Here is an 18,016-nt window from a genome sequence, read left to right on the forward strand (position 1 = left end):
GCCATTTTCTCACGCATCTACCGGCCGTTTTGACCAGGGAATTAGTGTCAGCTTGAATTTCCATTTTCTGACGGATTATTCCAGGACGACTAAGGTGTTCGGTTAATTTTTAGCTTTCAAGTTTCAGTTGTTTAACTTATCGAATAAGTTAGGAATATCTTTTTATAATGCCGAATTAGCCCAGAGAAAACTACGTTAAATGAAAAAACTTGGTAGATTTTTAACTTTATGTTTACAAATGTAGACTAAAGGTGGTATGCTGTTAGTTGAAGCTACAGATGTAGATTTAATAAAAGAAATGGGGGATGCACATTGACACAACTCATCACTGTTAGCATTGCAGTACTTTTAATCGGGTTTATTCTTTGGTGGTTCTTTGGTCAGCACCAAGAGCGGGTTGCGGATGCTCAAATAAAAAATGATGAGCAGGCACCAACTGTTATCGTTGATGGCGGTTATTCACCGAGTACCTTGATTTTAAAAAAGGGCGTGCCTGCCAAGGTCAATTTTAAGATGAACGACTCAACTGCTTGCTTGTCACACGTTGTATTTGAAAAATTGGGAATTGATAAAGATTTAACGAAACAAAAAATGACTCAAATCGAAATTCCCACGGATCAGGCAACGGAATTTGACTACGCATGCGGCATGAATATGTTCCATGGAAAAATTATTGTTAAGGATTAATTTAAAGAAAGCGGGAATTTAATATGAATTTTAAAAAACTTTTTGGTCGTCAAGATAATTTGAATGCAGCTGAGATTCAAAGCGATGGGTCACAAATTGCTAAAATTAAGGTGGATCACGGTTATGAACCGGAAACAGTCACGCTTAAAAAGGGTGTGCCGGCTAAATTGGTTTTTCACCGAATTAACGAATCTGATTGTCTGTCACGAGTTCAATCAAAGAAACTGGCTTTTAATCAAGCATTACCGCTGAATCAAGATGTTGAAATTTCAGTTGATACTAATCGCAGTGGTGAATTTGATTATGCTTGCGGGATGAATATGTTCCATGGGAAGGTCGTCGTTCAGTAATGACGTTATCAAACATGAAAAAGTTTTGGCTTTCATTGATTTTAGCAAGTCCGATGTTACTTCAAATGGTTTTAATGCCCTTTCATTGGCAACTGCCGGCTTATAATTGGATTGCACTAATTACAACCACGTTGATTATGCTGATTTCAGCATTACCCTATTGGAAAAGTGCTTGGGCAGCCTTTAAGCATCACAATGCTAATATGAACACATTGGTAGCAGTTGGTACTTCGGTGGCCTATTTCTATTCATTGTTTGCGATGGCAACTGGTCGGGAAGTTTATTTTGAAAGTGCGGCGTTGGTAACGGTCTTTGTTCTGTTGGGGGATGCGTTAGAGGAGCGAATGCATCACCGGGCTTCCAATGCTTTGGGAAAATTGTTGAATTTACAGGTTAAGGAAGCCGAGGTCCTTCGTCAGGGACAGTATCGTAAGATCCCCCTAGAAGAAGTTCAAGTTAATGATTTAATTCGAGTCCGTCCAGGTGAAAAAGTGCCGGTTGACGGGGTTGTCACCTCTGGCACCACTTCGGTCAATGAATCGATGATCACGGGTGAAAGCATGCCGGTTGGTAAAAAAACCGGTGACCAAGTGATTGGCTCAACGATCAATACTGATGGAACCATCACCTTTCGGGCAACCAAGATCGGTAAAGATACTGCTTTAGCCCAAATTGTTGATTTGGTTAAAAAGGCTCAAACTAGTCACGCACCCATTCAGAATCTAACTGACAAAATTTCAAGAATTTTTGTGCCAGCCGTTTTAATCGCTGCCATTCTAACGTTTGTCATTTGGAATGTGTTTCTTGGCGCTTCTGCTGTGTCAGCGATGCTGTTTGCAGTTTCTGTCATTGTCATTGCTTGTCCCTGTGCCCTTGGGTTGGCAACTCCAACCGCTTTAATGGTTGGCACCGGCCGATCGGCTAAGATGGGGGTACTAATTAAAAATGGACAGGCACTTGAAGAAGTTAATCATGTAAAAACGGTTATCTTTGATAAAACCGGAACAATTACTGCCGGCAAACCGGTTGTTACTGATGTGGTCGGAACTAATCAAACGCAGGTTCTTGCCATTGCGGCCAGTTTGGAAGAAAGTTCTGAACATCCCTTAGCGACAGCGATTGTTTCAAAAGTAAAGGCTGGAAAAATTGCATATCCGAAAGCTGAAAACTTCCGAAACATCGAAGGTAAGGGTGTTACTGCGTTGGTTAATGATCAACCAGCTATTGTCGGTAGCGATCGATTGTTGGCAGATTACCAAATTTCTGATAAGTTAAAAAAGAAAATGACCACTCTGCAGGAAGCAGCTAAGACCGTCGTCCTGGTTGGCTTGGCTGGTCAAATTATTGGGTTAATTGCCATTCAGGATACGCCAAAACCTATGGCAGCCCAAGCAATTGCTGACTTAAAGGCCAGAGGATTGACGACCGTTATGTTAACGGGTGATAACCAGCGTGTTGCGCAGGCAATTGGCCAGCAGGTCGGCATTGATCAAGTCATTGCCGGTGTTCTTCCCAATGAAAAAGCTGACCACGTTAAAGCCTTCCAGCAAACCGGTAAAGTCGCCTTTGTCGGCGATGGTGTGAACGATGCACCAGCTTTGACGGTTGCTGATGTTGGCATTGCAATGGGATCTGGAACTGATATTGCAATTGAATCCGGTGAAATTGTTCTAATTCAAAACGATTTGTTGGGTGTTGTTCGGGCGCTGGACATTGCCAAAAAGACCTTTAATCGAATTAAGCTTAATTTGTTCTGGGCATTCATTTACAACTTAATCGGCATTCCAATTTCGGCGGGAATCCTTGTTGGAATTGGGCTTCAGCTAAGCCCCGAATTGGCAGGATTAGCGATGGCCTTTTCATCAGTGTCAGTCGTTACCTCTTCTTTATTGCTTAATAAAACTAAAATTGCTGGTGAACATCAACTTTCAAAGCAATCAGTCATTACTAATTAACTTTTGAAAAAATCTCCAGATCCTTTCAACTAACTTGAAAAGGTCTGGAGATTTTCAGTGACGATTAAATTAATGATTACAAATGGTTTAAAATCGCTTTTGATACAGTAATTGAAATAGCGACGCCAATTCCTAAGGGGATTAGGGCCATTGAATTTAAATGGCAGACTTCAAAAATCATGAACAGGGCCATCAGGGGGGCCTGTTGTGACGCTGCCAATAAACTACAACCACCAACCAGGGCTGACTGCCAAACTGGTAGGTGACTGATTGGCAGCAGTAAAATGCCGATTAGTGCACCCAAAGACGCACCAATCGCAACTGATGGGGTTAACGTTCCCCCGAAAGCACCGGCCCGAATGACAAAAACCGTTATCAAATATTTGGCGGCACCCCCCAGCAACAGAATGATTAGTAACTGCCGGTTAGTCGCATTAAGCGAGAATTGAGCCAAAGCACGACCATTTCCCATAATTTGAGGAAAATTCATTGAAATTAATCCGGTTGCCAAGGAAGCTACTGGTAGTTGCCAAAGCATCTGCCAATTTTGCGGTTTTGACCGCCCAGCCCATTTAAACGCTTTCCGAAACAGGGCGCCCAATAAACCGCTTAGCACAGCAATCAAAACGGTAATTGGCAAAAAGGCTGCCGAAAAACCGGAATGGGGCACCAAATAATAGGGAGCGGTTCCCCTGAAACTTGTACTTACAAGCGTTGATAGAATTGACATTGCCAAACTAACACTCACCGTTCGAATGGACACTTTTCGGTAAAGCACCTCGACACAAAAAAACATCCCGGTCAGCGGTGCATTGTAAACGCCGGCAAAGCCTGCCCCAGCTGCAGCAGCCATTAATAACCGGGTGTCAGCTTCCGACAATTGTGTTAGCCGACTTTTGGTCAGTAATTGCTGCCACTTTTGAGCAATCATGGCACCGGCTTCCCTGGGGGCTAATTCACGGCCAACTGAGCCGCCGGTGCCCACGTAAAAGATTTGGGTAACTACGTGAAAGAAGGTTTGAATAGCCGGCATATTTCGGCCACCTAAACCCTGTTCAATTGTTGCGGGTGGCGTCACTTTGGTTCGTAAAAACCACCAAATGATGCTTGCCAGTAACCCGCCAATAACAACGGATATTAACCTGGCTACACCGGATCCGCCCGTTGCGATTGGGTGAAGGGTGGTTTCATTAAAATGCAAAAAAAGTTTTTCGATTAAATTTAAGAATAAGCTTAATAAAAGCGAACTGATGCCAACTAATCCGCCAAGTATAATTGTTGAAACTGTTAAGGTAAAATTTTGGGTTTTCATAACTATGTAATTTTACCATATCCATGTCATTTTCTAATTAAGAAACCGTGAAATTGATGAGAAAATTGTCAGATAGTCAGCTTAGGGACTTCCTATTTTTGTGGTGATTTAAATTAACCGTTGAATTTTTGACGGCTGTGTGTTAACTTATTTTTAACAATTAAATAATTCTTCGGGGCAGGGTGCAATTCCCGACCGACGGTAACAATCTTTGGTGGTTGAAGTCCGTGACCCGCGTATAGCGGTGGACCCAGTGCAAGTCTGGGACCGACAGTAAAGTCTGGATGGGAGAAGAAAAACACGACATGTTTGGGATAACCAAAAGTCGGCTTATTTGAGTCGGCCTAAGGCAACCAAGCTTTTAAAGTGATCTTAACAAAGGCCCCGCGCAATATTGCTGCGGCGGCCTTTTTGATTGGAGTGAAACAAATTGAATGATCAGGAAATGATGGCGTTGGCGTTTAAAGAGGCGGCAAAGGGACTGGGCCACACTTGGCAAAATCCATTGGTTGGAGCAGTCATTTGTAAGCATCACCAGCTGTTAGCCACTGGTTATCATCACGCTTTTGGTCAAATGCATGCGGAAATTAACGCCCTCAGTCATTTGAAAAATCCAAACGATGCTCGGGGCGCTACGATGTACGTCACACTGGAACCTTGTAGTCATTTTGGTAAGACACCACCATGTGCTAAAAAATTGGTGGAGGTCGGGATTAAACGGGTTGTGATTGGCCAACGAGATCCAAACCCGATTGTTTCTGGAAAAGGGATTCGAATTCTTGAAGCTCACGGGATTCAGGTAACCGTTCTGGGAACCACCGGCGAACTGAACCGGGCCTATAATTTTTTTTTCAGTATCATCGGCCGTTAGTAACCTTGAAATATGCGATGAGCTTAGACGGCAAATTAAATGGTCAACCCAATCAACGAACAATGTTGACGGGAACCCAAGCTTTTCAGAGTAGTCAACAGCTTCGGTATTCCCAACAAGCAATTTTGATTGGTGAACACACCTTAATGATTGATGATCCGGAGTTAACAGTCCGCACAGTGACACCAGATTATCCCCCAATTAAAATTATTTTGGTTAACCAGGCTGATTCACTATCACTTTCAGAAAAAATATTTCAGTCAGCAACTCCGGTTTGGTTATTGACCAGAAAGAAATCGACCCGGCAGTGGCCAGAATTTGTTCAAGTTTTTCAATCAGCGGAATGGACACCCCACCAAATTATGAAACTACTTGGAGAAAAGGGCATTCAATCATTAATGGTTGAGGGTGGCAGTCGGGTTCAAGCAGCCTTTGCCGCCGCAAATTTAATTGATCAAATTTGGCTCTATTTAGCGCCCTTGGTATTGGGTGGTGGTGGCTTGCCGGCCGTCTTAGGGCTCGCTAATTCAACGATTCAACAATTTCATCTGACTCAGGTCCAACGGCTTGGCAAGGATTTGCTGATTACGGCGAGGAGGAATTGACATGTTTACAGGAATTATTCGTGGCTTGGGAACGGTAACGTCAGTGACGACCCGCCAGGAAAGTCAGCGACTGACGGTGAGCGAGCCGCTCATTCAAGAAATCCATAGCCAAATCGGTGATAGTCTCGCAGTTAATGGTGCTTGTTTGACTATTACCGATTTACAAGAGGACTGTTTTTCAGTTGATGTAATGCCGGAAACTTTTCGCAGAACGAATTTAAGAATGGTTAAAGTGGGAACTAAGCTCAACCTTGAACCAGCATTGAAAGCTTCTCAACGGTTGGATGGCCATTTTGTACTTGGTCACGTTGATACAACTGGAACGGTGGTTGATCAGCGAGTCGATGGGAATGCCATAGTTGTCACCGTTGATTTTCCACCAAGCTATGATCATCAGATTGTTGAAAAGGGGTCGATTGCTGTTAATGGCGTCAGTTTAACGGTGACACAAGTTAGCCATCATAAATTTTCGGTCAGTTTGATTCCCCATACATTAAAGGAGACGACCTTGTCAATGCTAAAAACTGGTGATCTAGTTAACTTGGAAACTGATATCTTAGGAAAATACGTAATTTCACAACGAAAGGAATGGGGTAAATGACACACTCACAGACAGTTATTAAACGAGTCGAAACGGCATTAACAGCATTGAAAAAAGGTGGATTGGTAATTGTTGCTGATTCACAAAGCCGTGAAGCAGAGGGCGACATGATTGGTTTGGCGGATTTAGTGTCACCGGAAACGGTTAATACAATGGTTTCGCGAGCTAGAGGCCTGCTTTGTGTGCCAATGAGCCGTCAAAATGCTGAGCGGTTAGGGCTTCACCCAATGATAGCCAATGCCACTGATGCGTACGGCACCGCTTTCACCGTTAGCACGGATGCCAAAACCACTTCAACGGGCATTTCAGCTTTTGATCGGGCGGAAACGATCAAACAATTAACGAATCTAGCCAAAACGTGGGATGACTTTTACCATCCAGGCCATATCTTCCCATTGATTGCAGCTGATCGAGGTACTGTACAACGACAGGGACATACTGAAGCGGCAGTTGATCTGGCTAGACTGGCAGGCGCTTCGCCAGTGGCGTATATCTGCGAAATCTTGCGAAAAGACGGTAAAATGGCTAGGCGTCCCTATTTAAAATCGTTTGCGGAAGGCATCGGTGTTCCATTTCTAACAATTGCTGACATTCTTACTTACCGATATATTAAAAACTTTGAGGTTGTCGAATCCATTACAACTGTCAAACTGCCAACCCGATTTGGTGATTTTACCCTTGAAGCGTTTCAGACCGATCGGGCACAGGAACCGACACTTTTAATTTCAAAAGGTCGAGTTCAGCCAGATGAACCTTTGCTACTGAGGCTTCACTCGGAATGTTTGACTGGAGATATTTTCGGATCAAAGCGTTGCGATTGTGGCGAGCAGTTGGCAAAAGCATTGCGGTTAATTCAATTAAAGGGTCACGGTGCTGTTTTATACCTGCGTCAGGAAGGCCGCGGCATTGGACTGGCCAATAAGCTTAAGGCTTATAAATTACAGGAACAGGGATACGACACTTTTGATGCCAATCTTCACCTTGGCTTTGAACCGGATCAACGTCATTATGGTGTGGCAGCCGCTATTTTGCACGAAAAGGGCGTTCGGACAGTTGATTTAATGACTAATAATCCTGACAAAATTCAGCAGCTTAGTGATTTAGGAATCAGTGTTAGAAAGCGAATTCCAATTGAAATTGCAGCCACAGCAGATGATCAAAGTTACTTACAAACCAAGAAAGACCGATTTCACCATCTATTAAAGGGAGTGGATTAACATGCAGACTTATACCGGGAAAACAATTAATCAAAAGGATCGGATTGGCATTGTGGTAGCTCATTTTAATCAGTTGGTCACGGAGTGCCTGTTGAAAGGCGCCTTGGATGAATTGAAAAAATATGGGGTGACAGATGACCAACTGACAGTTATTTGGGTACCTGGCGCAATGGAGCTTTCCAGGGCTGCTAAGTTACTTGGTACCTCTGGTCAGGTTGACGGCATTATTGCCTTGGGAGCAGTAATTAAGGGACAAACGGATCATTATCAGTATGTTTGTTCGGAAACTGCAAGTGGCTTAAGTTCGCTATCATTATCCGGACCAGTGCCAGTCATGTTTGGCGTTTTAACAACTGATAATCTTGATCAGGCAATTAATCGGGCTGGTGGTAAGGGCGGCAATAAGGGGGCAGAGTGTGCCAGTGGCTTACTTGAAATGTTAGGGATGCAACGGTGGCTGAAAGCTTTATGAAGTGTGAGATACTCTCCTTAAACTAAATGAAGTGTTAATATATTTAAGATTCTATTAATACTTAGTTTATAACAATAAATTAAGTAAAAGGGTTTAAAAACGTTGAATTGAATTCGTTTTTGAGCCTTTTTTAATGCTTTCAGTTAATTCTGAATCCCTATTAAAGCCCGTCAAATCAAGGATTCTAAGTGTTAAAGTGCCGTTTGACAGGGCTGAAGAGATTCGATAATGTAATAATGGCTTCATTGATCAATCGTAAAATCATTATTTAGGATACTAAAAAGTCGCTTTAAAAATCTCAAGAAAGGATTCATGCAAGCATTGACTAAATTCATAGTCGTCACTAATGCTACGTCAGGTTGATTAATTCATTTTGCTTTAAAAATAATTAAAAGGATTTTGAGATTTGTTATGAATGAGCATTTAAAAATCAGTTCGTCACCTTGTCAACCAACCACCACTCGAGTTCAGTGGATCGACATCGCTAAAGCCTACGGGATGATTGCGATTGTCTTAGGACATATCTTAATTAATGGGCCGCTGGCACGATTTCTATATTGGTGGCACATTCCAATCTTCTTTATGATTACCGGCATTTTTTTAAAACCGTTGACTAACCCGAACGATTGGAAACGTTTCTTTATGAAGAGGATTAGAAATGAATTACTCTTGTATGTCGCAATGGGTGGATTGCTGATTTACCTTTATACGGTGATTCATCATAAAAGCCAACGTTTTTTGTTAAATCATTGGTTTGACCTGGTCCTAGGAGGTCGAACATTAAACTTTTACACCAGTACTTTTTGGTTCATCAATGTTTACATACTGACAATCATTGTTGTGACTGTCATGATTTCGATGACTAAAAATTGGTCGATTCATCTTTTACTGACAATCAGCGGTCTGATGATTGAAACCAGTTTTAAGCAGATCACTTGGATGCATCTCAATGGATTTGCGATGATGCCATGGAACATGGATACCGTGATGGTGACAGCCTTTTATGCTTATGCCGGTTACGCTTTGTTTCACCATAATCGGATATGGCTTGAAAGATTTAAAATGATTCTACTGATTTGGTTGGCAGCAATTGGGTTAATCTTTGTGCATCAAATTAGTGGTTTTAGTTTTCGACTATCATTAAAATCCCATTTAATGCAAAGTTCGCTTCCAATGGGTATTGCCATCATTGTGATTCCAATTATTTTTTCATTGGCAGTGATGGCCGGTGCTTGTGTGACAGCTAAAAGTTCGGTTAAATTTGGCTTGCCTTTAATTGGCCGTCATACATTAGCCATTATGTATGGCCATAAACTTTTTTTGGACTTGTGCTTGATAAATGGAATCAAGAGCGTCTTCGTTCGCTTAACGATTGGGGTCATGGTACCAGTGGTCCTTGGGATTGTGATTCAAAAGATTAAAGCGACTTTTATTAAGCCGACTCATTAAGTGATGATTACTTTAAGCTTGGATTAAGCTTCTCACAGTATTATTTAAATCGTTAAGTGAGATTTATATCAGCTTACTTAGCAGATTTGATACCTATTTTGGGGATACGAAAGGAATGTGAGTAAGTAATATGAGAAAATTAATTTCAGTTTCAACGGCGTTATTAGGAGCATTAGCAATCGGTGGCACTTCTTTGACGGCAAGCGCAGAGACGGTTACCCCGGCGCAACGACATGGGCAAACTTTTAAATCGACCCAGCAACGTAGCCAAAATAAGTCAGCTCAGTCATCTTCTTTGCAAGATTCTGATCTGCAGTCAACAACACTAAGTGCCTGCACCGTCAAAAGTAACTTTGCCAGTGGTACGGCAACACCTGGCTCGATCATTACAATTAAAACAGCCAGTGGACACGTTGCTGGGACAGCGTATGCCAGTTCAGTTTTAGGCGTTTGGTGGACAAATTTGGATACTAAATACGCCAGTGGCACTCAGTTTACTGTCACCGTCAGCAAGTCCGGCTATAATTCATTGACCCGGACCATCGAAATCAATTCATAATTTAATTTGATTCTTTAAAGGGACGTTTGCAAATTGCAGACGTCCTTTTTTGACGTTATTTGAACGTTATGTAAAAAAGTAATCACTTATTGTAATAAAATGATAACTAATAATTAAATAATATAAAATTTGGTTACATAAAAATAAATAAAAAGCTAACTAATATGCTAATAATATGATATAGTATTTAATGTACTGAAAATAATTTTCTCGATTTCAGATTTTTATCGAAAGGTGACAATCATGTTTATCGAGAAATAACTATATGGAGGGATTTGATGCATAAAAGTTTCAATAAATACTTAGGTGTGTTTGCCGGAGTGGCAACCGCCGGTTTGATGGTTTTGACAATTCCAGCCCAAGTTCATGGGGATGCAACTGGAACTGAGGTCACGATTAAGAAGGACAGTTACCAGAAATATTTTGCGACAAAAGGGTTAGCGAAATATGATTCAACAAATGGTACGTTGACTTTTCCCGAATCGGTTTATACAGGGGATCCAGCCAGTGGCACAATTTATATTGATGGTCACCCTTATTCGACAGTAAAGCATTCAGATGGTTCTTATTATGTTGATCTGAACGGGTATTGGGGCCGTGTGAATCCAGCAAATTCCAAACTCAAATTTAATTGGATTAATGCCGTTGGTCAGTCTTACATGAGAGATAACATTGACTTGCGAAAAGACTTTTCATTGCAAATGAAACTTAAAGTGACTCCAAGTGATGTAAACAGCCCATATGGTCAATTGGGGGATGGTCTGTCACTTTCATTTAGATTAAATGATCCAAGAGTGATGGGAATTGGTGGTGCCGGATTAGGTATTGGCGATTTAAAGGGTGTCTTTGGATTAGTTATCGATAATTCTCGTGTGGGTGCGCCAGTTACAAAAACTGGGAAAGTACCAACTATCCAACTGTTTAAATCCAACGGAACCAATCATGATTTGGATGGTCATATTTATAATGATACAGAAAACATTAAATTTCTGGGGGCTCCGAAGTCTTTAAGCACTAATGAATACGTTGGTAAGAACTTGTCAGTAAAAATTGACTGGAAAGCAGACAGTAAAACTCTGAGTTACGAGATTAAAGATGAAGCAGGGCAAAAAATGGTCAGTGATGAGGAAAATTATGCGGACTATCTAAAACAACAGGGTGGCCAATTTGCCAGTTTTGCCATTGCGGGTTCGAATGGTGGAACACAAGCTACTGATCAGATTCAAATTCAAAAAATGAACTATAATGCAGTCAACGTGATCGGAACCAACTACGTTTTGGATAAGTCTGATGGTTCCACTACTTATCTCAAGCCAGCAAATATTCAACGTGGTGACTCAACGGAAAAGGCGATCATTTCAGCTTACCAAAAGTCTGGAATTGATAGTCAAACTTACCGACTAGTCCGGATTGAAGCACCTGCCGGGGTTCAATTAGATAAGAAAATGCAAGCATTGCCATTTGCCGACAGTCAACCTGTCAAGCTACCGTTTAAAGACACTGGGCAAGAATTTACACTACATTATCAAAAGGTCACTCCTGAAGACTTTCAAAAGCCAATCGGAATTAAGGTTAAACGCGTAGATGAAGCCGGTAAGTCAATTGGTAAGGATCTTGACCTTAGCGGCAAATTTGGTGACACAACTAATAAACTAATTGCGAAGATTGATGGTTATGAAGCTGATAAGCCATCCCAAAGCTTCCGATATGGAACACTTGGCCCAGATGGCAAGCAAGTTTCAGAAATTACCATTAAATATCATCATACTGCACAGCAAACATCTAAACCAAATACCCAACCGTCTTCTGGTAAAAAGACAGCAACTACTCCAGCTCCGGCAACCAGCCTGACAGCACCAATCGCTGATTCAGCCTCATCGAAGACGACTGGTTCAGGTGCTAAGTCTGATTCTGCGGCTACCTTGACAGGTTCATCAAGTGCTAAAGTTTCATCCAACGATCGAGACAAAACAGCTGATTCAACCACTCCAGCAACTAAATCAGGTAAATCTCAATCGACTGGAACAGCTAGTTCAGCTGATAAAAAAGCTGATCCGACTCAATCAAAAGTAAAGGGTCTTAAACAACAAGAATCGCCACAAGCAAAATCTTTAAGTAAGGGCGATAAAGATAAGTTAGCGGGCCAAAAGAAATCCGATGCTGACAGGACTGACAAAGGAAAGCTGGCTGATAAGCAATCACCTGCTAAGCTAACGGCAAACGGCGATCAGACAGACCATTCGAAAAAAGATGCTAAAAAATCAGAACCGAAATCTGAAAAGCCGACCGCAGCGACTCCAGCTAAACAACAGGTTAAAAAGCCGACAGCCGTTAAACCTATTACTAAGTCAGCTTCGACGGTTAAGAGCGGCCAAGTAACCCATCCAAGCACTGGGGTTAGTCTTCCGGCTAAACCTGCTAAAACGTCTATCAAAACTACGGCACCAACCCAAAAGACCACTTCTTCAACCAATTCCAGCTCAAGTAGTTCAGTTAAAACACCTGCAGTTGATTCAGGAAGCGTTCAATCAACTCGGGATGGCTTGCCAGAAGGAACCGTTCGTGAAAACACCGAAGTTTATGCGGTGAAGGGAATCTCTTTATATCGCCATGCTGATTTTAAGAAATCGCAACGGATTGCTCACTACACTAAAAAGTCACGTCGTAATTGGCCAAAGTTCCTTGTAACAGGTTACGCTCGGTCCGCTTCAGGTGAGCTTCGTTATCAAGTCAAAGACATTAACCGACACCATAAAACTTATGGTAAAAGGGGTTATATTACGGCAGATCGGAAATTTGTTCGACCAGTCTTCTATGACAAGAAACATGCTAAGGTAAAAGTAGTTCGACTTACCGGCATCACTGCTTATCATAACCGAGAGTTAACTAGTAAAGCAGCCCATTACCGTTATGGTAAAGTACTTCACGTTAAGCGACTTGTTCGCGAACATGGCAAGACCTGCTTTGTTTTAACCAACGGTGAGTACATTTTAGCTGATCGAAAATTAGTTGATCTTAAATAAGCTAATTTGATTTTTCGTCAAACGAGAAGTTAATTTAACAAAAATAAAGCAACTATTAACCAAGATGTTCACAACGAGTGGAAGTCTTGATTAATGGCTGCTTTTTTGTATTGCCAGCGTTTTTGGGTTAGTCTTTAAGGTCCTTGGAAACATCCAATTTAAATGAAGCCGGAATTTGATAAGCATTAATTCGCTTCTTACCCCATTCGTACATACTATCAATAATTGGCAAGAGGGAACGGCCGACTGATGTCATTTTATATACCACAAAAGTTTGATTATTTTGCCGATAAGTGCGGCGTTCAATTAATTGATCGTTAATTAACTCGTGCAGCTGATTTGATAAAACCTTTTTAGTCACCTTGTCAATTACCCGGTAGAGTTCATTGAAATGCATCTCACTAACATGCCCGAGTTCCCAAAGAATGACCAATTTATATTTACCGCTAAACATTGACAGTGTAAATTCCTTTTCACAATTGTAATCACCATTGGCTAATTTTTCCAAAACACCTTTGCGAACAACGTCTGTCATTATGAACTTCCTTTCGTCAAGCAGGTTACTTTAAAGTGCCCTATTGTCAGAATTAACAACAGGTATCATAATTATACCCGTCACTGACAAAGAAAGGAAGATTTTGCAATGAAATTACAACTAGCAATTGATTTAGAGGATATCGATGGCGCCATTAACTTGATTAACCAAACAAAAGATAGCGTTGATATCTTTGAATATGGCACGCCGTTAGTCATTAATTTTGGCTTGGAAGGTCTTCAAAAGATTCGTCAGGCATTTCCGGACATTACGCTATTAGCTGATCTTAAAATTATGGACGTTGCCGAATATGAAGTGAACCAGGCCTATAAGTATGGTGCTGATATTACGACAATTTTGGCAGTGGCCGAAGATCAATCAATTGAGGATGCTGTTAAGGCTGCCCGGGCTGCTGGTAAACAACTATTAGTAGACATGATCGGAGTTCATGACGTTGCTAAGCGGGCTGCCGAAATTGACGCGATGGGTCCGGATTATATCGGGACGCATACGGGGTATGATTTGCAAGCGCTTGGTGAGACGCCTTTTGAAACATTTAATACGATTAAACAGGCAGTTACTAAAGCTAAAACGGCAGTGGCTGGTGGGATCAAAGTTTCGACGGCTAAGCAAATTATCGATGCTGGGCCAGACTTATTGATCGTTGGTGGCGGCATTTCAACGGTCGACAATCCAAGCGAAGCCGCCCGCCAAATTAAAGCAATGATGCCGAAATAAGCTAAAACAGTTAATGCTTAAAAAGAGGTCATAATAATGGAACCAATCAAGCAAGTCACTTCAGAGTTAACGGGTTTGACAAATCACCTAACCATTGATGCGCACTTAATTTCTGAATTAACGACGACTAAGCACGTATTTGTGTATGGTGCCGGTCGATCCGGCTTGGCTCTTCAAATGTTTGCGATGCGATTAGCGCAAATGGACAAGCCAGCAATTGTGGTCGGCCAAATTACGGCGCCGCCAATCCATGAAGAGGACTTATTACTGGTAGCGTCCGGATCGGGTCAAACGATGCAAACTAAACACTTCGTTGAAACGGCTAAAGCAGTTGGGGCTAAGACCATTTTACTGAGCACTAAAGCTGATAGCCCAATTGCTGACTTGACCGATCAAACCATTGTCTTGGGCGGTAAGGCTAAATATGCTGACCAAAAATCGAGTCAACAGCCATTAGGGGCCGCATTTGAACAATTGGTGTTTCTATATTTAGAAGCGGTTGTCTTGGACTTAATGTCGGCTTGGCATCTCGACGAAACAGATCTAGCGAAACATCATGCTAATTTAGAATAGGTTAAAGGACGCCTGGGCTATCAACTAATTTAACGTTGATGACTCAGACGTCCTTTTAAAATTTGGCAGAGAAGGTTAGCTTTGAGGATGTGCTCTAATCTCCTCAACTAGTATCGCTTTGACTATTTTGATGAAATTAGTCATTTGATTTTCGACCATATAACTTATGCTGTAATTTATCGCCAAAAACATTGACTTTTTTGGTTGCAAAAATCGTACCTCCCAGTAACAAACCGCTAACAATTAAGGTACTGGCAATCATGAATTTAAAAATCGATTTTAAAACTTGCATGAATTGTCACCTACTTTCGATTGACTTTTTAGATGATCTTTACGGGGGTCATTTATTAATAGCTCAGGTTCGTTTGACCACCAATGAAACCACCAAGACTAAAATAATTGCCCCAATAATTGATGGAATCAGTGCCATGCCGGCAAGACTGGGACCCCAAGAACCTAATAGGGCCTGGCCAATCGCTGAACCGACTAACCCGGCAACGATATTGGCGATCCAACCCATTGACCCGCCATTATTGGTGACAGCTCCCGCAATTGCACCAATTACTGCACCGACAATAATTGCCCAAATAATTCCCATGATGATTTCCTCCTAACTTGACAATAAAGCGTTCCTTCACTTTATGAATAAATACTTTATTAGCGTCGTAGCAAAACCAGAACTTGTAAAAGCAACATGTGCTACTTAAATATATAAATTGACAATCATTGTTTTTAGAAAAGCCAATATTATATAATAATTAAAGATTATCACGTTGCCAATAACCCTGTCAAAAATGACGATTATTGTTTGAAAAAATTAACTAAAAAAGCCCCTCTGTCTACCTGATAACTAACACAGGTAGGAGGGGGCGGCGTTAATTTAGAAGAATTGACGCATAATGTCTTTCAATGGTGGTAATTCTGGAATCTTCTTTTCTTCTTTGAGATATTGGCTACCGAATTTCATATAGCCCTTGGCCTCTTCGCCAACAATTTTGCCCGGTAACGGTGCATCATCTCTGACGTAGGCATTAATTAGAACCGGCATTTTAGTGACTCGGTAGGCGCGATTTAAAGCTCGTTCGAATTCCTCTGGTGTTTTGGCTGTGATACCGACACCGCCGGCCGCATCCGCAAATTTAGCATAGTCCATGTCCTGCAGATCAATTTGATAATTTAATTGACCGGCTGCTTGTTGTTCGTATTCAATGAAAGCCAGCTTTGAGTTATTTAAAACGATGTTAATTAACGGTAGTTTGTATTTAACGGCTGTGATGAAATCCTGCATCACCATCGCAAATGCGCCATCACCATTAATGGAAATGACTTGGCGATTTGGGTAATTAAGCTTAGCGGCAATTGCAGCGGGTAAAGCGCACCCCATTGTCCCTAAATAAGACGATAGGACAAATTTTTGGGTTGGTTTAACATCAAGAAAGCGGGCACTCCATGAAGTGGCGGTACCAACATCAATTGAGTAAATGGCATCTTTAGCAGCTGTTTCGTTGATGTCATTGAACAAAGCTTCTGGGGCTACCGGCGTTGTATCGAGTCGTCGCTTATCTTTCATCCAGCGATTCCAATTAGCAACGTTTTCCTGGCAAGCCTTCAGGAAACTGTCATCTGGATGAAGCACCGTTGTTTCGGTTGGATCCAAACGGAAAAGGACTTCCTTGAGGTCGGCGACCAAACCGACATCGGCCGGATAACGTTTGCCAATCGCTGATGGATTGGTGTTAACCTGAATGCTTTTGGCACTACCGGGTTTCGGCAAATAGGCGGTGTAAGGGTAATTAGTCCCAAGCATTAGGAGTAAATCAGTGTTTTGCATGGCTTCATAAGCCGGCTTGGTCCCTAATTTACCAACATTGCCCAGTGAATTGGGATGGCTGTCGCCGACAAGGCCCTTCGCCGGCAAGGTTGAGATAAATGGAATATGATTTCGCTCAAGAAAACTGGCCACTTGGCTGCCGGCATGCTTAGCACCCAAGCCGACCAGTGCCAACGGCTTTTTAGCTTCTCGAATTAATTTAGCTGCCGTCTTAAGCCGGTCACTGTCAATTTGCGGTGAAGTTAATTGAAAAGTAGCTGCGGAACTGGTATAAGAACCAGTGACTTTCTGTTCCGGTAAATTATCCGGAATCGTTAATACAGCCACACCATGTTTTTGATAAGCGGTTCGAATCGCTTCATCGACAACTTCGGCTAAATTGTCAGAAGCCGTAATCAATTTATCGTAAACAGCCACGTCTGAAAAGAGCTGTGGCGTATTGACTTCTTGAAAGTAGTTTTCGTTTAGAAACTGCGTATCAACCTGACCTAGTAGTGCCAAAACCGGAACATGATCCATTTTGGCATCGTAAAGGCCATTTAGCATGTGAATGGCTCCCGGGCCGCCAATTGATAAACAGACGCCCAGTTTATCCGTTAATTTGGCTTCGGCAGCTGCGGCTAAAGCAGCCACTTCTTCGTGTCGGACTTGAATAAATCCGATTTGATCCTGCTTTTTTCGAAGGGCATCGACAGTGGTATCGATTGAATCACCGGGTAGCCCATAAACGTGTTTGACTTGCCAGTCAATAAGGACGTCGACTAATTGTTCAGAAGCTTTTTCAGCCATCTTATCTCTCCCTTTCAAAAATCATGTCACAAAATGTATCAAAGTAGCATTTAATTCAATTGTAGGCGATTGAAATTAAAATGCAAAAACAAAGTGTGAAAATTTATTCACAAATAACATCTTCTAGTGATTAGCATGTAAAAAATGATTGGGATCTTGAAAGATTAGTGACGATAATAATCGTTAATCGACCATAACGCTAAAGTCACTAAAGACTATTGACAAGGGATGACTTTCGGGTGTAGATTAATTTTGTGCCATAAGATTTTAATATTTAGATAACGATGATGAGAAGAGTAAGTTGTTAATTAAATTTTAAAGAGAGCGTCGGTTGGTGAGAAGGCGCAATTAAATAACAACTGAAGATGAACTCGGAGCATTCAAACTCGTGCAAGCGTGATTGACGTGAGGAAGCGTTACTTTCCAAAACTTACTAAATGGTGAGTAAT

18 protein-coding genes, 1 riboswitch and 1 other annotated feature (1 of these 20 cut by a window edge) are annotated in these 18,016 nt (G+C 41.7%); of the genes, 13 read left to right on the top strand and 5 right to left on the bottom strand.

The genetic code is table 11. From position 1 onward, the window contains the following. Window positions 1–312: 312 nt before the first annotated feature. The 3 genes from ED605_RS13825 to ED605_RS13835 are packed head-to-tail and all read left to right on the top strand — an operon-like array spanning window position 313 to window position 2,992. Window positions 313–687, top strand: coding sequence for a cupredoxin domain-containing protein (locus ED605_RS13825; protein ID WP_121979478.1), 375 nt, complete (start codon window positions 313–315; stop codon window positions 685–687). A gap of 23 nt (window positions 688–710) precedes the next feature. Further along, window positions 711–1,037: a cupredoxin domain-containing protein gene (locus ED605_RS13830; protein ID WP_121979479.1), complete on the top strand. Its 327-nt coding sequence runs from the start codon at window positions 711–713 to the stop codon at window positions 1,035–1,037. Then, window positions 1,037–2,992: a copper-translocating P-type ATPase gene (locus tag ED605_RS13835; RefSeq protein WP_121979480.1), complete on the top strand. Its 1,956-nt coding sequence runs from the start codon at window positions 1,037–1,039 to the stop codon at window positions 2,990–2,992. Before ED605_RS13830 ends, ED605_RS13835 begins: the two co-directional genes overlap by 1 nt. 76 nt (window positions 2,993–3,068) lie before the next feature. On the opposite strand, the gene ED605_RS13840 is transcribed toward ED605_RS13835, so the two are convergent. After that, a complete protein-coding gene (locus tag ED605_RS13840; RefSeq protein WP_121979481.1) occupies window positions 3,069–4,304 on the bottom strand; it encodes a chloride channel protein in 1,236 nt (411 codons plus the stop codon). 164 nt (window positions 4,305–4,468) lie between these two features. Then, a riboswitch (FMN riboswitch) is annotated at window positions 4,469–4,604 on the top strand. A 130-nt stretch (window positions 4,605–4,734) separates the two neighbouring features. Between ED605_RS13840 and ribD the strand changes: the two genes are divergently transcribed. From ribD to ED605_RS13875, 8 genes are all read left to right on the top strand, one after another. Further along, window positions 4,735–5,175, top strand: a complete 441-nt coding sequence (gene ribD / locus ED605_RS14815) for a bifunctional diaminohydroxyphosphoribosylaminopyrimidine deaminase/5-amino-6-(5-phosphoribosylamino)uracil reductase RibD (protein WP_225419163.1) — start codon at window positions 4,735–4,737, stop codon at window positions 5,173–5,175. 17 nt (window positions 5,176–5,192) lie between these two features. After that, window positions 5,193–5,780, top strand: a complete 588-nt coding sequence (locus ED605_RS14820) for a RibD family protein (protein ID WP_263852965.1) — start codon at window positions 5,193–5,195, stop codon at window positions 5,778–5,780. 1 nt (window position 5,781) lies between these two features. Next, window positions 5,782–6,381: a riboflavin synthase gene (locus ED605_RS13850; RefSeq protein ID WP_121979482.1), complete on the top strand. Its 600-nt coding sequence runs from the start codon at window positions 5,782–5,784 to the stop codon at window positions 6,379–6,381. Beyond that, window positions 6,378–7,598, top strand: coding sequence for a GTP cyclohydrolase II (gene ribA, locus ED605_RS13855; RefSeq protein WP_121979483.1), 1,221 nt, complete (start codon window positions 6,378–6,380; stop codon window positions 7,596–7,598). The genes ED605_RS13850 and ribA overlap by 4 nt, the downstream gene beginning before the upstream one ends. A gap of 1 nt (window position 7,599) precedes the next feature. Then, window positions 7,600–8,070: a 6,7-dimethyl-8-ribityllumazine synthase gene (gene ribH / locus ED605_RS13860; RefSeq protein ID WP_121979484.1), complete on the top strand. Its 471-nt coding sequence runs from the start codon at window positions 7,600–7,602 to the stop codon at window positions 8,068–8,070. A gap of 411 nt (window positions 8,071–8,481) precedes the next feature. Next, window positions 8,482–9,519, top strand: coding sequence for an acyltransferase family protein (locus ED605_RS13865; protein WP_191981389.1), 1,038 nt, complete (start codon window positions 8,482–8,484; stop codon window positions 9,517–9,519). Window positions 9,520–9,649: 130 nt separating this feature from the next. Beyond that, window positions 9,650–10,078 (top strand): hypothetical protein, encoded by a 429-nt coding sequence (locus ED605_RS13870; protein ID WP_121979486.1) that lies wholly within the window; start codon window positions 9,650–9,652, stop codon window positions 10,076–10,078. Window positions 10,079–10,356: 278 nt separating this feature from the next. Continuing rightward, entirely contained in the window at window positions 10,357–13,101 is a 2,745-nt protein-coding gene (locus ED605_RS13875; RefSeq protein ID WP_121979487.1) for a DUF5776 domain-containing protein, read from the top strand. Window positions 13,102–13,228: 127 nt separating this feature from the next. Here the strand turns inward: ED605_RS13875 and ED605_RS13880 are convergent, their stop codons facing one another. After that, window positions 13,229–13,636, bottom strand: a complete 408-nt coding sequence (locus tag ED605_RS13880; protein WP_121979488.1) for a winged helix-turn-helix transcriptional regulator — start codon at window positions 13,634–13,636, stop codon at window positions 13,229–13,231. A 108-nt stretch (window positions 13,637–13,744) separates the two neighbouring features. Here ED605_RS13880 and hxlA point away from each other — a divergent pair, with 108 nt between their 5' ends. Continuing rightward, window positions 13,745–14,374 (top strand): 3-hexulose-6-phosphate synthase, encoded by a 630-nt coding sequence (gene hxlA, locus ED605_RS13885; RefSeq protein ID WP_121979489.1) that lies wholly within the window; start codon window positions 13,745–13,747, stop codon window positions 14,372–14,374. 36 nt (window positions 14,375–14,410) lie between these two features. Continuing rightward, the gene (gene hxlB / locus ED605_RS13890) at window positions 14,411–14,947 is read left to right on the top strand and encodes a 6-phospho-3-hexuloisomerase (RefSeq protein WP_121979490.1); all 537 of its coding nucleotides are present in this window, start codon (window positions 14,411–14,413) and stop codon (window positions 14,945–14,947) included. 136 nt (window positions 14,948–15,083) lie between these two features. Here hxlB and ED605_RS14670 read toward each other — a convergent pair whose 3' ends face one another. The 3 genes from ED605_RS14670 to ED605_RS13900 form a co-directional block, all read right to left on the bottom strand. Continuing rightward, window positions 15,084–15,239: a hypothetical protein gene (locus ED605_RS14670; RefSeq protein WP_162919819.1), complete on the bottom strand. Its 156-nt coding sequence runs from the start codon at window positions 15,237–15,239 to the stop codon at window positions 15,084–15,086. 63 nt (window positions 15,240–15,302) lie between these two features. Beyond that, on the bottom strand, window positions 15,303–15,545 hold the full coding sequence (locus ED605_RS13895; protein WP_121979491.1) for a GlsB/YeaQ/YmgE family stress response membrane protein: 243 nt from the start codon (window positions 15,543–15,545) through the stop codon (window positions 15,303–15,305). A gap of 282 nt (window positions 15,546–15,827) precedes the next feature. Continuing rightward, window positions 15,828–17,567 carry a pyruvate oxidase gene (locus ED605_RS13900; RefSeq protein ID WP_121979492.1) on the bottom strand — a complete coding sequence of 580 codons (1,740 nt, stop codon included), beginning with the start codon at window positions 17,565–17,567 and terminating at the stop codon, window positions 15,828–15,830. A gap of 275 nt (window positions 17,568–17,842) precedes the next feature. Beyond that, window positions 17,843–18,016, top strand: a binding site (T-box leader) (it continues 64 nt past the right edge of the window).

This window comes from Lentilactobacillus raoultii (genome assembly GCF_900411375.1).
Taxonomy (GTDB): domain Bacteria; phylum Bacillota; class Bacilli; order Lactobacillales; family Lactobacillaceae; genus Lentilactobacillus; species Lentilactobacillus raoultii.